Annotated in this window: 12 protein-coding genes; 9 read left to right on the top strand and 3 right to left on the bottom strand. The window is 69.4% G+C overall.

The window, feature by feature from the left end; all coding sequences use genetic code 11:
* Positions 1–1,982: Ig-like domain repeat protein (locus tag BA175_RS30970; protein WP_069169224.1), on the top strand; the 1,982-nt coding region annotated here is incomplete at its 5' end.
* 925 nt (positions 1,983–2,907) lie between these two features.
* The gene (locus BA175_RS00800; RefSeq protein WP_069169223.1) at positions 2,908–4,341 is read left to right on the top strand and encodes an endo-1,4-beta-xylanase; all 1,434 of its coding nucleotides are present in this window, start codon (positions 2,908–2,910) and stop codon (positions 4,339–4,341) included.
* A gap of 555 nt (positions 4,342–4,896) precedes the next feature.
* Here the strand turns inward: BA175_RS00800 and BA175_RS00795 are convergent.
* A complete protein-coding gene (locus tag BA175_RS00795; RefSeq protein ID WP_107407494.1) occupies positions 4,897–6,201 on the bottom strand; it encodes a YncE family protein in 1,305 nt (434 codons plus the stop codon).
* Positions 6,202–6,526: 325 nt separating this feature from the next.
* Here BA175_RS00795 and BA175_RS00790 point away from each other — a divergent pair, with 325 nt between their 5' ends.
* Together BA175_RS00790 and BA175_RS29150 are read left to right on the top strand one after the other, a co-directional pair.
* Positions 6,527–7,417 carry an aminoglycoside phosphotransferase family protein gene (locus BA175_RS00790; protein WP_069169221.1) on the top strand — a complete coding sequence of 297 codons (891 nt, stop codon included), beginning with the start codon at positions 6,527–6,529 and terminating at the stop codon, positions 7,415–7,417.
* A gap of 202 nt (positions 7,418–7,619) precedes the next feature.
* Positions 7,620–8,018 (top strand): alpha/beta hydrolase, encoded by a 399-nt coding sequence (locus tag BA175_RS29150; RefSeq protein WP_254667784.1) that lies wholly within the window; start codon positions 7,620–7,622, stop codon positions 8,016–8,018.
* Here the strand turns inward: BA175_RS29150 and BA175_RS00785 are convergent.
* Together BA175_RS00785 and BA175_RS00780 are read right to left on the bottom strand one after the other, a co-directional pair.
* Positions 7,936–8,676, bottom strand: coding sequence for a MerR family transcriptional regulator (locus BA175_RS00785; RefSeq protein WP_069169220.1), 741 nt, complete (start codon positions 8,674–8,676; stop codon positions 7,936–7,938). The two genes, BA175_RS29150 and BA175_RS00785, sit on opposite strands and share 83 nt — an antisense overlap.
* 438 nt (positions 8,677–9,114) lie before the next feature.
* Entirely contained in the window at positions 9,115–9,726 is a 612-nt protein-coding gene (locus tag BA175_RS00780; protein ID WP_069169219.1) for a TetR/AcrR family transcriptional regulator, read from the bottom strand.
* A 139-nt stretch (positions 9,727–9,865) separates the two neighbouring features.
* Here BA175_RS00780 and BA175_RS00775 point away from each other — a divergent pair, with 139 nt between their 5' ends.
* From BA175_RS00775 to BA175_RS00755, 5 genes are all read left to right on the top strand, one after another.
* On the top strand, positions 9,866–10,513 hold the full coding sequence (locus tag BA175_RS00775) for a hypothetical protein (RefSeq protein ID WP_069169218.1): 648 nt from the start codon (positions 9,866–9,868) through the stop codon (positions 10,511–10,513).
* A gap of 113 nt (positions 10,514–10,626) precedes the next feature.
* Positions 10,627–12,237 carry an alpha/beta hydrolase gene (locus BA175_RS00770; RefSeq protein WP_069169217.1) on the top strand — a complete coding sequence of 537 codons (1,611 nt, stop codon included), beginning with the start codon at positions 10,627–10,629 and terminating at the stop codon, positions 12,235–12,237.
* Positions 12,238–13,421: 1,184 nt separating this feature from the next.
* Positions 13,422–14,072 (top strand): GOLPH3/VPS74 family protein, encoded by a 651-nt coding sequence (locus BA175_RS00765; RefSeq protein ID WP_069169216.1) that lies wholly within the window; start codon positions 13,422–13,424, stop codon positions 14,070–14,072.
* A gap of 71 nt (positions 14,073–14,143) precedes the next feature.
* Positions 14,144–14,878 carry a DUF3159 domain-containing protein gene (locus tag BA175_RS00760; protein WP_079159321.1) on the top strand — a complete coding sequence of 245 codons (735 nt, stop codon included), beginning with the start codon at positions 14,144–14,146 and terminating at the stop codon, positions 14,876–14,878.
* 45 nt (positions 14,879–14,923) lie between these two features.
* Positions 14,924–16,174: a phthiocerol/phthiodiolone dimycocerosyl transferase family protein gene (locus tag BA175_RS00755; protein WP_069169215.1), complete on the top strand. Its 1,251-nt coding sequence runs from the start codon at positions 14,924–14,926 to the stop codon at positions 16,172–16,174.
* Positions 16,175–16,282 lie beyond the last annotated feature (108 nt).

Here is a 16,282-nt window from a genome sequence, read left to right as displayed (position 1 = left end):
CCGTCACCGCCGTCGCACCCGGCACCGGCACCCCCACCGGAACCGTCACCTTCACCGCCCCCGGCGGACTCGACGAAACCGTACCCCTCGGCATCGACGGCACCGCCTGCGTCACCACCAGCGTCCTCCAGACCGGCACCCTCACAGCCGTCTACAACGGCGACGGATGCTTCACCTCCTCCACGGGCACCACCCCCGTCACCGTCAACCAGGCGGCCAGCAGCGTCTCGGTGTCGGTCGACCCCAACCCGTCCGTCTGCGGCCAGTCGGTCACCGTATGCGCCACCGTCACCGCCGTCGCACCCGGCACCGGCACCCCCACCGGCTCGGTCACCTTCACCGGCCCCGGCGGGCTGAACCTGACGCTGCCGGTGGACACGAACGGGAAGGTGTGCACGACCACCACCAGCCTCGCGGGTGGAACGGTCAAGGCCGTCTACAACGGCGACGGATGCTTCTCCCCGTCCTCGGGCACCGCGCTCGTGACCGTCAACCAGGCGGCCAGCACCACCACCGTCACGATCGACCCCAACCCGTCCGTGTGCGGCGAGACGGTCACCGTGTGTGCCACCGTCAAGGCCGTCGCACCCGGCACCGGCACTCCCACCGGCTCGGTCACCTTCACCGGCCCCGGCGGAGTGAACGAGACGGTCCCACTGGCCGTCGACGGCACTGCCTGCGTCACCACCACCACCCTCCGGACCGGCACCCTCACAGCCGTCTACAACGGCGACAGCTGCTTCGCCCCCTCCACGGGCACCACACCCGTCACCGTCAACCAGGCAGCCAGCACCACCACCGTCACGATCGACCCCAACCCGTCCGTGTGCGGCGAATCGGTCACCGTGTGCGCCACCGTCACCGCCGTCGCACCCGGCACCGGCACCCCCACCGGAACCGTCACCTTCACCGGCCCCGGCGGGCTCGACACCACCGTCCCGCTGAACGCCGACGGCACCGCCTGCGTCACCACGACGAACCTGGGAACCGGTACCGTCACGGCCGTCTACAACGGCAGCGGCTGCTTCTCCTCCTCGACGGGCACCGCCCCCGTCACCGTCAACCAGGCGGCCAGCACCACCACCGTCACGATCACCCCGAACCCCTCGGTCTGCGGCCAGTCCGTGACCGTGTGCGCCACCGTCAAGGCCGTCGCACCCGGCACCGGCACCCCCGCCGGAAGCGTGACCTTCACCGGCGCCGGCGGGCTCAGCACCACCGTCCCGCTGAACGCCGAAGGCACGGCCTGCGTGACCACCAGCAGCCTCACCGGTGGCTCCGTCACGGCCGTCTACAACGGCAGCGCGTGTTTCACCACATCGACGGGGAGCGCAAACGCGACGGTGAACAACGCCCCGACCAACACCGTTCTCGCGGTCACTCCCAACCCGGTGACCTGTGGACGGCCGGTGACGTACTGCGCCACGGTCACCACTGCCGCTCCGGGGAGCGGCACCCCGACCGGAACGGTGACCTTCACCAGCCCCGGCGGGTTCATCCAGACCGTCCCGCTCAACGCCGGTGGCAGTGCCTGCGTCACCACCACGGCGGGCGGCAGCGGGACGGTGACCGCCGTCTACAACGGGTCCAACTGCAACAGTCCCTCCGGGGCGAAGGCGAACCTGACCGTGAACCCGGCCCCCACGACGCTGACTGCGGGCTCCGCGCAGATCCGCGTGCGGGCCAACGGCACGTTCGTCATCCCGTCGATGAGCGCCACGCTCAAGGTCACCTCCAGCGCCGCTCCGCTCGCCGGGCAACTGATCACCTTCCGGGCGAACACGCCGCTCGGGCCCATCGTCCTCGGGACCGCACTCACCAACGCCAGCGGGGTGGCGACACTGGCCCCGCCGGCCCTGCCGGTCTCGAGCACGGTGATCACGGCGACGAGCTACACCGCGTCCTTCGCCGGGACGAGTTGCTACGCCGCGTCCTCCGCGACCGCGCCCCTGACACTCGTCCTCTTCCCCGTCCTTCCCTGACCGGCACCGGCGACCGCGCGGGCAACCGCGGGAGCCGGGCCACATCCCGAACCGGGGCGCTCACCGCGCCCCGGTTCGGTCGTGTTCACGGCCGGTCCGGCTCAGGCGCGACCCTGGGACGCGACGGAACCACGCGCAGCGTTCGACGTACAGGGCAGAGGCCGAACTGCCGGTCCTTTTCAGGACAGGGGCCCGGCGAACGGCTTCGAGACCTCTCGAACGTGTCGTTGACGAAGCCGAAATACCTGCGACCATCCAGGGCATGCAACGTCGAGCGGCACACCCGAAGACGGCCGGGCAGCACCGTCCTCCCCTGGCGGAGCGGAGCCGCTCCCAGGCGGCTGGATGGGCGCGCAGATCGTATGCACCCCACTCCGCCATGGGCTGACCCAGCCGCGGACGCGTAACCCCGCCCGGTCAGCGCAGACCGATCTTTCAAGATTCCCGGGTTCGAAAGTTTCGGAGAAAAACCAGAAACAATTTCTGCACGGAGTGTTGACGGTGCACCGCCAATACCTCAATCATCTCTGTCTGTGAAACCGGCCACAGTTCGACATCCCGAACTGCTCCGGGCCTGAGGTATTCCGTGCCGTACGTCAGATCCACGCACCCCCGGACGACAGATCCCCGCACCACAGAGACCCGCGCCACCCCGTTTCGTCCCGGTGAGGTTCGCACCGGCGGGCCCTTGCTCTCCACGCAGGTGGAGAGGGAGGCGACACCGCGTGGCGATCCCCCGGCTGAGCCGCGAGGGAGTACCCGTGCCTGTGTCGAGGATCGCCCCGTCCCCTGCCGGCGGTGGCCGGTGATCGCGTATCGCCCGGGTCCCGACCCGCCCCGGCCGCCCGTCCGCCCCCGTACGGGAGCGGACGGCGCAATCCCTACGCTCCGGTCCTTCCGTGAATTCCACCTTGGAGGCACACTCATGGGCTCGTACGCCCTTCCCCCACACGTCGTCCGGCGGAAATTCCGCGGCCTGCTGCTGGCACTGGTCGTCGGCGTCCTCGGCACGGTCACCGCACTGGTCGCGCCGCCGGCCGCGCACGCGGCCGAGAGCACGCTCGGCGCCGCGGCGGCGCAGAACGGCCGTTACTTCGGCACCGCGATCGCCTCGGGCAAGCTGGGCGACTCGACGTACACGACGATCGCGGGCCGTGAGTTCAACTCGGTGACGGCCGAGAACGAGATGAAGATCGACGCCACCGAACCGCAGCGGGGACAGTTCAACTTCAGCGCCGCTGATCGCGTCTACAACTGGGCGGTACAGAACGGCAAGCAGGTGCGCGGCCACACCCTGGCCTGGCACTCCCAGCAGCCCGGCTGGATGCAGAGCCTCAGCGGCAGCACCCTGCGTCAGGCGATGATCGACCACATCAACGGCGTGATGTCCCACTACAAGGGCAAGATCGCCCAGTGGGACGTGGTGAACGAGGCCTTCGCCGACGGAAGTTCGGGGGCCCGCCGGGACTCCAACCTGCAACGCACCGGCAACGACTGGATCGAGGCCGCCTTCCGCGCCGCGCGCACCGCCGACCCGGCGGCCAAGCTCTGCTACAACGACTACAACGTCGAGAACTGGACCTGGGCCAAGACCCAGGCCATGTACGCCATGGTCCGGGACTTCAAGCAGCGCGGCGTGCCGATCGACTGCGTCGGCTTCCAGTCGCACTTCAACAGCGGCAGTCCCTACAACAGCAACTTCCGCACCACCCTGCAGAACTTCGCCGCCCTCGGCGTGGACGTGGCCGTCACCGAACTCGACATCCAGGGCGCCTCGGCCTCGACCTACGCCGCCGTGACCAACGACTGCCTGGCCGTCCCGCGCTGCCTCGGCATCACCGTCTGGGGTGTGCGCGACACCGACTCCTGGCGATCGCAGGACACGCCGCTGCTGTTCAACGGTGACGGCAGCAAGAAGGCCGCCTACACCGCCGTCCTCAACGCACTCAACGGCGGCTCCACCACGACGCCCCCCACGGGGTCCGGACAGATCAAGGGCGTCGGTTCGGGCCGCTGCCTGGACGTACCCGGCACCAGCACCACCGACGGCACCCAGCTCCACCTGTGGGACTGCCACAGCGGGACCAACCAGCAGTGGACGTACACCGACGCCGGCGAGTTCAGGGTGTACGGCAACAAGTGCCTGGACGCCGGGGGCACCGGCAACGGCTCCGCGGTCCAGATCTACAGCTGCTGGGGCGGCGACAACCAGAAATGGCGCCTCGGCTCCGACGGATCCATCGTCGGTGTGCAGTCCGGGCTCTGCCTCGACGCCGTCGCAGCCGGCACCGCCAACGGCACCCTGATCCAGCTCTACACCTGCTCGAACGGCAGCAACCAGCGCTGGACCCGCACCTGAGGACCTCGCCGACGGTCCTGGGCCGCCGCCGTGACGGCGGCGGCCCTCGCGAGCGCGCTCGGCGTCCGGTCGCGGGCTCGACGCTCAGGAGCCCGCACCGAGACCCGGCGCCGCGTCCGGCCCGCACCTCGACGAGTTCGGCCACGCGGCGGCGCGGGGGACGCAGGACCCGTCGTGCCGGCGCGTTCCGCCGCTCGCTGCCGCTGGGAGACCACTCCGGCATCCTCGACAGCTCGGGGCTCGATCGCCGCACGACGGCCGCGCTGCGTCACTCCCGTCTCCTCCGCCTCCGGCTTCCGCACACTCCCGCGCCTCACCCGAACCCGGAAGAGGACGGCGCCGCGGCACCCGGAGCCGCCGTCGCCCTGGCCGGTCCCCTACCCGGTGGCCGTACAGGGTGGGGCGTACGGCGGTTGGAGAACGTACCGGCTCCACTGCTGGCTGTTCAGGAAGGGGCCCGCACGGCGTGCGTCAGCACCGTCGGACCCGGTGCGGCGGGGGCACGACCGGACGCGAGGGGTTCGGGTCATGGCGGCACGGGGGCTCCTGCGCGTCTCAGCCGGTGGCGGGGCCGGTCCAGTCCGTGGGGATGTGGCCGAGGCGGACCCGCTGGGGGTGGTCGCCGACGGGGATCGAGGTGACCTTCTCGCCGGTCGCGAAGTCGATCGCCGTCACCTGGTCGGTACCGCTCTCGGACACCACACAGTGCTTACCGTCTCCGCTGACGGTGGCCCAGTACGGCTTGGAGGCGGTGACGAGCGGGCCCTCCTGAAGCGTCTCGCGGTCGACGACGGTGACGTAGTCGTCCATGGTTCCCGCGATGCAGAGCTTGTCACCCCGAGGGCTCATGGACATGCCGTGATGCCGGGAGTCGTTGACGTAGGTGGTGCGATCGTCGCTGGTCCCCGGGTTCTTCGGCAGCGTCTTCACTCGGGTGATCTTGTCGTTGCGCACGTCGTACTCGACGAACCCGTTGAAGAAGGAGACCTGGAAGTACATCTTCGACTCGTCAGGCGTGAAGGCGACGGGGCGCAGCGCGTCGGACAGGTCCTTGCGGCCGAAGGCGTCGAGCCGTTCGCGCATGTCGATGATCTTCTTGACCTGGAAGGTCTTCGCGTCGGCGACGGTGATGCGGCGGTCGCCCTTGGTGAAGTCCTGCCAGGGCGCGTCCATGTCGGTGTTGACCTCACCGATGGCCATGTTCCAGAGGTGGGCGCCGCCGTCGGTGTACACGTTCTCGTGCGGTTTGTCGCCCGTCTTGAAGTTGCCTGCCTCCTTGCCCGTCACCATGTCGAGCACGTGCACGGTGTTGGAGGTGGAGGAGGAGACGGCGACCTGGGTGCCGTCGGGGGAGACCGCCATGTGGTCGGAACGGAAACCGGACACCGGGAAGCGCCAGTTGATGGTGCCGCTCCGCACGTCGATGGAGACCACGTCGGCGAAACTCGGCCGGGAGGCGACGACGGATGTGCCGTCCGTCGTGGTGTACATGTCGTCGACGTACTGATCGTGCCCCTCACCGGGGCCGAGCCGGATGCCGAGGAAGAAGGCGAGCTTGACGGGGTTGAGGTAGATCTCCCGCAAGCGCTCCTTCTTGTCGGGGATCATGTCGATCCGGCCTACCTTGGCGTAGTCGCCACGGGAGTTGATGACGTCGGCGGTGCCCTCCCAGTTGTTGCCGACGAAGAACACCTCCTTGAGCGCGGCCGAGCCGGTCTCCCGTAACTGCCGCGGCGTCTCGCTGGCGCCGGCCGAGGCGGGGAGGGTGGGCAGCACGCCCGCGGTCAACCCCACGGCGACGAGGAAGGCCGCACGGAGGGGGCTTCGGCGGCGAGGACGACAGGTGGAGGAACGTGTCATGGTGGACTCCAGAGGCAGGGGTGGGCGGCGCGCCGTCGGACAGGCCCGCATCTGTTACTGGAGGTAACGTAGCCAGGACAGGGGCGCTTGAACAGAGTCCCCTCACGATTCCTCGCCGCGTGCGGTCGAGCCTTCGGACGGTTCGTCAGCGCCGGGCCCGAGAGCCGTCTCCAGGAACGCGGAGGAGACGGCGATCCGCGCGGCGTGAGACTCAGGCCGGGAGAGACGAACTCCGGCCATCTCGGGCGGGTGGCCGAACACCGGCCTCCCGGCGCGTTCAGGAGCGAGAGCCGTTCCGCCTGCCGCCTCGGTACTGTGACGTCGCATGACCGAGATCGAGATCACCCCGGACCTGGTCCGTGACCTGCTGCGGGAGCAGCACCCCGACCTCGCCGGGCTGGCCGTCCGCGAGGTGCCGGGCGGCTGGGGCAACCAGATGTGGCGGCTCGGCGACGAGTTGGCCGTGCGCATGCAGCGCATGGACCCTACCCCGGAGCTCCAGCTCAAGGAGCGACGGTGGCTGCCCGTGCTGGCCCCGCGTCTGCCGCTCCCGGTGCCGACCCCGGTACGTCTCGGCACACCGTCCGAGCGCTTCCCCAAGCACTGGACCGTGATGACGTGGGTTCCCGGCGAGCCGCTGGACCACGGCTCGATCAGCCGCGGCTCCCACGCCGCCGATACGCTGGCACGCTTCCTCAGGGCGCTCCACGGGGAGGCGCCCGCCGAGGCACCGATCCCCACGGACTTCGGTGCCCGTCCCGGGAACTGCACGGAGGCCTTCGAGAACTTCTTCCGGGCCGTTGCCCCCGACGACATCGCTGCTGACGTCCGGGCCGTCTGGGACGACGCCGTCGCGGCAGACGCGTGGGAAGGCCCGCCGGTATGGGTGCACGGCGACCTCCATCCCGCGAACGTCGTCGTCTCGCACGGAACGCTCTCGGGCGTCGTCGACTTCGGTGCCCTGTTCGCCGGCGACCCCGCGTGGGACATCGCCGCCGCATGGGTGCTGCTCCCCGCGGGCACGGCGTCACGCTTCTTCGACCTGTACGCGCGTGCGGACGAGGCGGCGATCCGCCGCGCCCGCGGGCTGGCCGCGATGAAGAGTCTCTTCCTGATGTCCATGGGGCAGAACGGAGATCGGGGCCTTCCGGGCGGCAAACCGCACTGGGGACCCCTGGGCCGGGCGGCACTCGATCGCGTCCTGAACGGCGTGTGAGGCATGCTTCTCCGGCCTTCGCGGGTCCGTCGAGCACCCTGCACGGTGGGGTCGCCGGGGCACGGCGCATGCTGCCCGCGGCACCGACCGAGCTGAGCGAGCTTCTCCTCGGCGCCGGCCAGACCGCCCCGCGCTGGTCGGCGCCGCCACCGCCGACATCACACCGTGCGCCTTCCGGCCGTACGCCCCCGCCGAGCCGCCGGTGCAGATCGACGCCGAGGGCCCGCGCAACGTGCTGCTCCTGCAGAACCGGAGGGACGCGTCGACCCCGCACCGGGGCGGGAAGATGCTGCGCGAGAAGTTCGGCGACAGGGCGCGGCTGGTGAGCGTCGACGACAGCGGGCACGGTGTGTGCGTCCTGGGCAGGAACTCCTGCGCGTCGAACCTCACCACGCGCTACCTCGTCGGGGGTGATGCCCGCGAAGGACACGTCCTGCCGCGCGGACTGACCACCTCGACGCCGGGTCTGCTGATCCGCGACGGATGGCATCCGGTGGCCGGTGGAGCCGGCAGGGCGGTCATCGCGGGTCGCCCGGATCGGAGAGGAGCTCCTGGAGACGCCGCATCACGTCGACCTGGGCCGGATTGTAGAGATCGGTGATGGCTCTGCCGAGGGTGCGAGCGGTGTGCTGCCGACCGCGGGGCGCGTCCGAGGCGAGGTCGTTCAACCCGGGGTGCCTGGCCCGGAGACCTCGGACATGAGGCACGAGACGCTCGGCGAGGTTCCGGCGCGTCGGCTCGTCCGCATCGGCGGGAAGCTCGTCGAGTTCGCGTGCCACCGGCTGCGGCTCCTCGTGGAGCAAGTCCGCGTAGGCGTCCATCCCCTTGGGGCCGAGGACCGTACCGAGGACGGTGACGAAAGAGCGGTCCGGGTCAGGGAGCTCCGCCGTCTCGTCCACGGAGGCGAAGAAGAGGGGGAGATCGCTCGCGGCGGTTCTGCGCATGAGGGCGCCGACCTCTGCGCGGGCGTGTTGCAGTCGTTCGATCGTGGCGGCCAGTTCGGCGTCGAGAGCCCGCAGATCACGCGGGTCCGGGTCGGAGTCCGGGCCGTCACGCATGTCCGCGATCCGGGAGAGGGAGAAGCCCAGAGCGGTGAGGCGCTTGATCCTGAGAAGCCGGACGAGATGGCTGACGCCGTACTGCTTGTATCCGTTGGAGCGGCGCTCCGGCTCCTCGAGCAGGCCGATGTCGTGGTAATGCCGTACGGCCCTGAGGCTGACGCCGGCCAGCTCCGCCATCTCCCGGGTGCTCCACGCCATGAGCGATGTCTCCTTCACCGTCCGGTGCTGTCGGCGCGCTCGCGCCGTGGCTCATTGAAAACCATGACGCAACAGCAGGCCTGTGCGGGGAGGTCGTACGAGGATGCGGCCCGCACCCTCTCGCAGACGGTGCGGAGATACGTGGAGACGCGGGGAGATGACCGAGGTGCACACGGCCCGGTGGCTGCGGTCCGGACGACGCGTACCGGGTACCCGGGGGGATACGACGCCCGCGGGGTCTTCCCCCGCGCACGGTCCGCCGGCGCGGCATCGTCGACATGCCCCCGTCACCGAGGTCGCCGTCGTGGACTCCACGCCCGGCAGCGTGCCGGCCGAGCTCCGCCGACCACCGCGGCCGGCACGAGGGAGAGCCCGTCTCCCTGTGCTCTCACGCCCCTGACCGGTGGGGAACCGGTGCGCAGGGGTGGTCGGTCCGGTTCACGGCCGGGTCGGCCCGGCGGGTGGTGCGGAGCCGGAAGACAGGACGTGGTCGACGGCGGCCTCGAGGGTCTCGGTCTCGCGGCTGAGGACGGATTCGCTGGTGGGCAGGGCGCGTTCGACCGAGAGGCCGTTGAGGACGGTGAGAAGGAATCTGACGTTGCGGGTGTGGTCCCCCGGGGGCAGTACGCCTTCCTCGGCAAGCACGGTCAGCCAGTGTTCGACCCGGCGCTCCGCCTCCCGCTGATGGCCGAGGTAGGCGGCGCGTACCGGTTCGGTCGGCTCGGGTTCGATGAAGGCCCGATATGTCGTACCCCACGCGGTTCGCGCGTCTTCGCCGGTGCCGAGTGGTGCGAGAACCTGCCGCAGGCAGTTCAGCAGCCGTTCGCGGGGCGGCAGTGTCCGGTCCCGAATCGGGTCGCCGGGCAGCAGCTCTTCGTAGATCCGCGCGAGCAAGCTGTCCTGCAGGGCGCGCTGGGTGGGGAAGTGGAACCTCAGCGAGCCGGTACTCACTCCCGCACGCGCGGCAACCGCTCGCACGCTCAGATTCGCCGCCACGTCCTCGGCGATCATCTCCGCGGCGGCCTGGAGGATCCTCTCGCGTGTACTCATGCTCCGGTCTCCTTCGTTTCTCCCAACTCCCTCACTGTACTATCACAACGTACTAGCACGGCGTACTAGTACAGCGTGTTAACGTTTTCCGACACGCTGTACCAGTGAGGTGCGGCGATGCGCGAAAGGGCGGCGAGGCATGGCGTGGAAGCAGTGGGCGGCATCAAAGCGCCTCAAGCCGGGAGACGGCAGGGAGATGCAGCCGTTCCGCTGGTGGCAGCTCCCCCTGCGCTCCTTGTTCTGGCTACGTCTTCCGGGTGACGGCGAGCAGGCCCGCCTGCACGCCGTCGACGTACGGCACTGGGCGCGGCTGGACAACAGCAGGATCCGGGCACATCTGTTCCTGGACGGCAGGCACGTGGCCGAGTCGAGACTGCCCGCGGTCTTCCCCGTCGACGGGGGTGTGATCGAGGTGGCGATGAGCAACTTCGGCATCAAACGCTGCCACTACCGCCCCCTGGACGGCCGGCCCCGTCAGCTCACGCCCGAACCCGCCTCGGCGGAGGGGCGGCGGGCGCGCTTCGGTGCCCGCCATCCGGGACTGAGCCGGGCTATCGGCGTCGGATCGGTGTTGCTGCTTGTCGTCGGTGTGGGCCTGAACCTGTTGCAGCTCGCCGACCCCCTCTCTCACATCCCTCCCGTCATGGAACGGGTCGGCACGTTCGAATCACCGATACACCTGCCGATCTGGCTGAACCTCGCACTCGGGGGCGGGGCCGTTCTGGCGAGCATGGAGCGCGCGCTCCGCCTGCGGTACTCCTCGCTGCTCGACATGGCCGGTCACTGACCTCTCGCAGCGAGGAAGGCACGAATACGTCAGCCCTCTTCGGCAGGCCCCTTGCGCAACCGGCACGGCCCGGCTGCACGGAATGACATGAGTACGGCGAAAGGAAGATCATCATGATCCAGTCGAGGTCACGGCCCGCCGCCCGGTACGGGACGGCGTTCGCCGCAGCCCTCATGGTCCTGACGGGGTGTTCGTCCGGTACCTCGGGGCTGCGCAGCGTGTCCGCAGCGGGCACGTCGACCCGGGCCCCCTCCCCGGCCCCGCTCGCTTGGAGCGCGTGCGGGAAGAACCTGGAATGCGCCACGATCAAGGTGCCGCAGGAATACACCGACCCCGAGGGCGCTCAGATTCCGCTCGCGGTCATGCGGCACCGGGCCACCGATCCCGGCCACCGCATCGGCAGCCTGATCTTCAACCCGGGCGGGCCCGGGGTCTCGGCCACCGAAACACTGCGCAATCTACCCAAAACGGCTGGCACTCCGGGCGCCTTCTCGCCCGCGGTGCTCGCCAGATTCGACGTCATCGCGATGGACCCGCGCGGAGTCGGCGAATCGCAGGCCGTCCGCTGTCTGACCGACGAGCAACGAGCCGAGGCCGCCGGCACCGACTTCGACCCTGCGATCCCCGGGGGTAAGCCTCTGCCGCAACTGCTGGCCGATGCCGCCACGTTCACCGACGGCTGCGCCAAGCACCAGAGCAAGAGTTTCCTCGCCAGCCTGTCCACCGACAACGTGGCCCGCGACATCGACCAGGTCCGCTCCGCGCTCGGCGAGGACAAGATCACCTACTACGGGCTGTCCTACGGCACCGTGGTCGGGCCGATGTACGCCACCCTGTTCCCTGACCGCGTACGCCAGATGGTGCTCGACGCGCCCGTCGACACCAACCAGTGGTTCGGCAACTCCCTCCCCTTCCAGAACGACGTCGCCGTGTCAAGCGAACGAACCCTGGACGCCTGGTTCAAGACCTGCCGCTCCGAAGGGACCGCAGTGTGCCCGTTCGGGGCAGGCGACCCGGAGGCGGCCTTCGACACACTCATCGACACACTGGAAGCGAAACCACTGAAGATCGCACCCGCCGAGGGCGCCACTCAGGGCGGCGAGTTCGACGGCGCCATGGCCCTGGAGACCACCCGGGCCCTGGCCGGCGACCAGAACGTCTGGCCCTTGCTGACCTCGGCACTGCTGGCAGCAGAGAAGGGCGACGGCGCACTCCTCTCCACCCTGTGGAGCAGCATCACGGTCTCCCCCTTCCCCGTCCCTACCGCGATGTTCGAAACTCACACAGCGGTACGCTGCGCCGATTGGAAGACCCCGTCAGGCATCGCCGCGCACAAGGCCGCAGCGACCAAGGCCACTGCTGAGGCGAAGCGGATCGGGACCCGGGCCGCCTACTCCGCCCTGAACTGCGCCCGGTGGCCCGCGCCGAACAAGGACCGCGTCACCAAGCCGCTCACAGGCTCCGGTGCGCCCCCGGCGCTGGTGGTCGCAGGCCGACTGGACCCCGTCACCCCCCACCACTGGGCCGAGAACATGACCCGGACCCTGGACTCCGCGGTCCTGCTCACACGTGAAGGAGTCGGGCACGGCTCCTACGGCATCAACTCATGCGTGAACAAAGCCGTTGACGCTGCACTCCTCCACGGCACGCACCCCGCCGACGGCACGGTCTGCAAGACGGATACGCCCGCAACCACCCGCCCCTTCGTCCCTGCGAAGCGTTGAGTCGCAGCCGGCCGTCACCCGCGCGCGCATACGCACGGCCTGACCGTTGAGCGACCCTGAGGACAGCTGCCGGGTTTCGTGACGTGCAAGGCCACGGCCGGGACGGCCCGTTCAGGTCCATGCTTCGGGTGCTCGCGGTGCGGCCCGGCCGATGACGCCGGACCCGCCACGAGACCCGAACATACCCAGTCCCAGACCGAACGACCGGTGTGGGCGATCGCACTCCGCGTGAGCCGATGCAGTGGAGATCGACACCACGGCCTGCCACGAAGGCCGGTCGGCCGAGCACGACGGTCGTCCACCCGTTACGGCAGCGGCACGACCTCCGTGTTCGAGCGCATGACGCAGCAGCGCCGCCAGGAAAGGCGGTGCTGCCCGGTCGTGCTGCCGCACGAACCGACTCCGCACGACCTCGGAACGTGCGGATTTCGGGCGCATGCGCCCGCATCGTTCAGCTCGGATTCTCGATCGTGTGATCGTCTCGCGCGTGCACCTCTGCCCCGCTCTCGAGCAGCGACTCCCCCCGCTGCTCCGGAAATTCCGGCATCGACGCCATCACGCCTCTCACCGATCAGGCGGAACGGAACGTCGAATCTGCTCTTACACCCCTCAGAACTGTCCCGCAATTCCCGGCGGGCGCGCGACGACAGCTACGACACCTCGCCGCGCTCAGCACGCTGCGTCGGATGCGGGGCGTCGCAAGGCGGAGGGGCGTCCGCATACTGGATGCGTATGGACGTTCCGATTGATTTGCCGGGAATTGGCGGGACAACTCTTATCCACCGGGAATCGCGGAACAGCCCTTCGACCGGAACCACGTCTGATCAACAGAAGTCAGGTGCTCGCATTCGGCCGGGACCCTGTGTGCCGAGTAGGGCATAAAACACACCCGTGTCACCATATGCCCACTCCCCCAGGACGCACAGAAGTGTGCCGTAACGTCACCAGTTTCAGGGCTCGAACCGGAGGTAGTAGTCACGCAGGAAGACACGGCAGCAGGAGATATCTCACTCACTACCGCGTGGCAGGGAGTGGACGCCGGACTTTCGCGTCTTCTCTTCACGTAAAGGTGTTTCGGGGAACTGCGGGACAAAAAGTGAGGAAAATCGGCCTGCTGCGCTTACCGCCTCCTTCCGTAACCTTCAACCCCCGTCCCGCCACGACCGACCTATGGGAAAACCATCGTGCCCACGACTCTCGCCCAGAAGCTGTATCTGCTCTGTTACACCGCCAGGAAGGAGAAGTTCCAGCTCGACAACATCCAGGGGCGCGGCCAGCTGTTACGGGCCGGGGCGATGACCGAGCTGGCCCGCGAGGGCCTGCTGGACGCCACCGGGGGCAGGGTTCGGCGACTCCCCGGTCACCCGCCCGAGGACCCTTTCACCGCCGCGGTCTGGTACGACCTGCCTGAGGACAAGCCCAAGAAGTGGCTCGCGTTCCTGCACAACAAGGCCCACACCGCCGAGACCCCGGTGCGCGACCAGTTGCTCGCCTCCGGGGACATCGCCCTCACGCGCGAGAAGAAGCTGGGGGTCGTCCCCGTCGACCGGGTCACCGTGGTCCACCCGGAGCTGGTGGACGCCCTCCAGGAGCGGGTGCGCGCGACCGTCCTCGCCGGTCCTCCGGCCGAGGGCCTGACGGACGAACTGGCCATGGCTGTGCTGGCCGTGGAGCTGGAGCTGAGCTCGGTGTGGAGCAAGGAGGACCGCCGCACCCACAGGTCCGGCCTCAAGGCGCATGCGGCCCGGTTCGACGCGTTCGTCCCCGGACTGCGTAAGGCGCTGCGCGACTCCTACCTCGCGAGCCGGGCCGTCGGAGGCGGCTGGAGCGCCTGAACCACGGTGTCACCGCGATGAGAAATGCCCCAGGAACGCCGAAGCAGCAGCACATGACCAGGAGAAGATCGATGTCCCATCCCGAAGGCGAGCACACCCCCTCCGCGGCCCACGGCAGGAGCCACAGGAGTTCGCCGCCTCCCACCCCGCAGCCGCCCATACTCGAATCCATGGGCGGCACGGCGGGGTTCGTCTACTCGACCGTCCCGGTCGTGGTCTTCGTGATCGCTCTCGCCTTGCTCTCCACGAAGGCGGCCGTGATCGCGGCCATCGCCACCGGTGCGGTGCTCACCGTGGCCCGTATGGTGAAGGGCGAACGTCTCCTGGTGGCCTCCGGCAGTCTGACCGGCGTTCTGGTCGCGGCGGGCATCGTCGCGCTCACCGGTTCCGCCAAGGACTTCTTCCTGCTGGGCATCTGGGTGGCCTTCGCCGGTTTCGTCGCCACATTCGGTTCCGTCCTCTTCCGCCGCCCCCTGACCGGCGTCGCCTGGAACCTCCTGCACGGGGGCACGTACGCCTGGCGCGAGGACCGTCGGGTACTGCGGGCCCACGACATCGCCACCCTCGCCGCGGCGCTCGTCCTCGGATCCCGGTTCGCGGTGAAACAGTGGCTGTACGTCCACGACGCCACCGGCTGGCTCGCCGTCGCCAAGATCGCCATGGGCACCCCCCTGACCGTGGTGGCCGCGCTGGTCGTCGCCTGGGCCTTCCGCACCACGTCGAAGCGCCTGGTGGACAGCGGGCCGGCCGGGGCGATCGCCCAGCAGGAAGCCGAACTTTCGCCTCACCAGGACGCGTCCAGGTAGCGACACGGTCACCTCACGTCACGTCAACAGAGGAAGGACCCCTGGATGTCGATCAGCCATGCGCACGCGGAGACGGTGAGGGAACTCGGAGCCTTCGAGCGAGCCATCGACCTCTACATGCACCGCAACCCCGTCCAGTTCTCCCTGGTCGCCGAGATCGACCGGAAGGTCTCCGAGCAGACTCTGGCGCGGGCACTGCGGGGTGTGCAGGCACGGCACCCGTTGCTTCGCGTGTCGGTCGACCGCCGGCCTCCCTTGGCCCGGTACCGCTGGGCGGAGGGGCCGGTCAGGGTCGAAACCGTCGCCGAGGGAACTCCCTGGCAGGCGGTCGTCGCCGGTGAGCAGACGCGCCCCCTCCCGGTGGAGCCCGGCCCGCTCATGCGGTCCGTACTCATTCCCTCGGAGGCGGACAGCGTCATCGTGCTGACCTTCGCTCACCAGATCACCGACGGGATCGGCGGCATGCAGGTGCTGACGGATCTTGTCACCGCCCTCGACGCCGACGAGGACGGCGGCGAACCCACCTCGGATTGGGATGTGCCGCCCTCCCAGGAGACTCTTCTGCGCACTCTCGATACTGCGACGCCTCCCGTGGGGCCACCTCAGGACGAGCTGATGAACGCACCCGGCGAGCTGACACAGTTCTCGGGACGGGCACCGCACGTTTCCTCCTTGGCCCTGCAACGCGGGACGACCGCACGGCTCGTGACCCGCTGCCGCTCGAACGGCGTGTCCGTGCACGCCGCGCTGTGCGCTGCCGCCTGCACGGTCTTCCACCGCGCGGGCCGCACCCGGGTGAGGGTGCTGAGCCCGATCGACCTGCGCCGTGCCGTAGACCTGCCCGACGCTGTCGCCAACCGGTTCGCGGGAGCGCGCACCGCGAGCGAGATGTCCCAGGCCGGCGATTTCTGGGAACTGGCCCGGCACCATCACCAGGCTCTGGGACGCCTGCGCGCACCGCAGGTACTCAAGGCCGGTTCGGAGGCGCTGGACCAACAGACACCGCGCACCCCCGAAGAGGCCGAGGCGATGATGACCGTTGCCACCGCCGCCGACATCCAGATCACCAATCTCGGGGTGGTGGAGGCGCCGGCGCACGACGGCACCGGTCTCACCGCTCTGTGGGGGCCGGCGCAGACCACTCAACTGCGCGGTGAACACGTCCTCGGTGTCACCACCTTCGGCGGACGCCTGCGGATGACGGAACTGACCCACGGTCCCCTGGCCGTTCTGCTGCCCGACATGGCAACCGTGCTCGCCCAGCAGTGCGTCGATCCCGACTCGTCGGTGTCCTGATCGGTTCAGGACACCGAACTCCCCCGGCGGATGCGTTCCCGACCGTCCGGCGTTCGGGAACGCATCCGCCGGCCGGGGCGGATCACAACCGAACTTCACTGACCGTCA

Origin of the sequence: Streptomyces griseus (genome assembly GCF_001715295.1) — a bacterium.
Classification (GTDB): Bacteria; Actinomycetota; Actinomycetes; order Streptomycetales; family Streptomycetaceae; genus Streptomyces; species Streptomyces griseus_G.
This window is presented reverse-complemented; position numbering and strand designations above follow the sequence as displayed.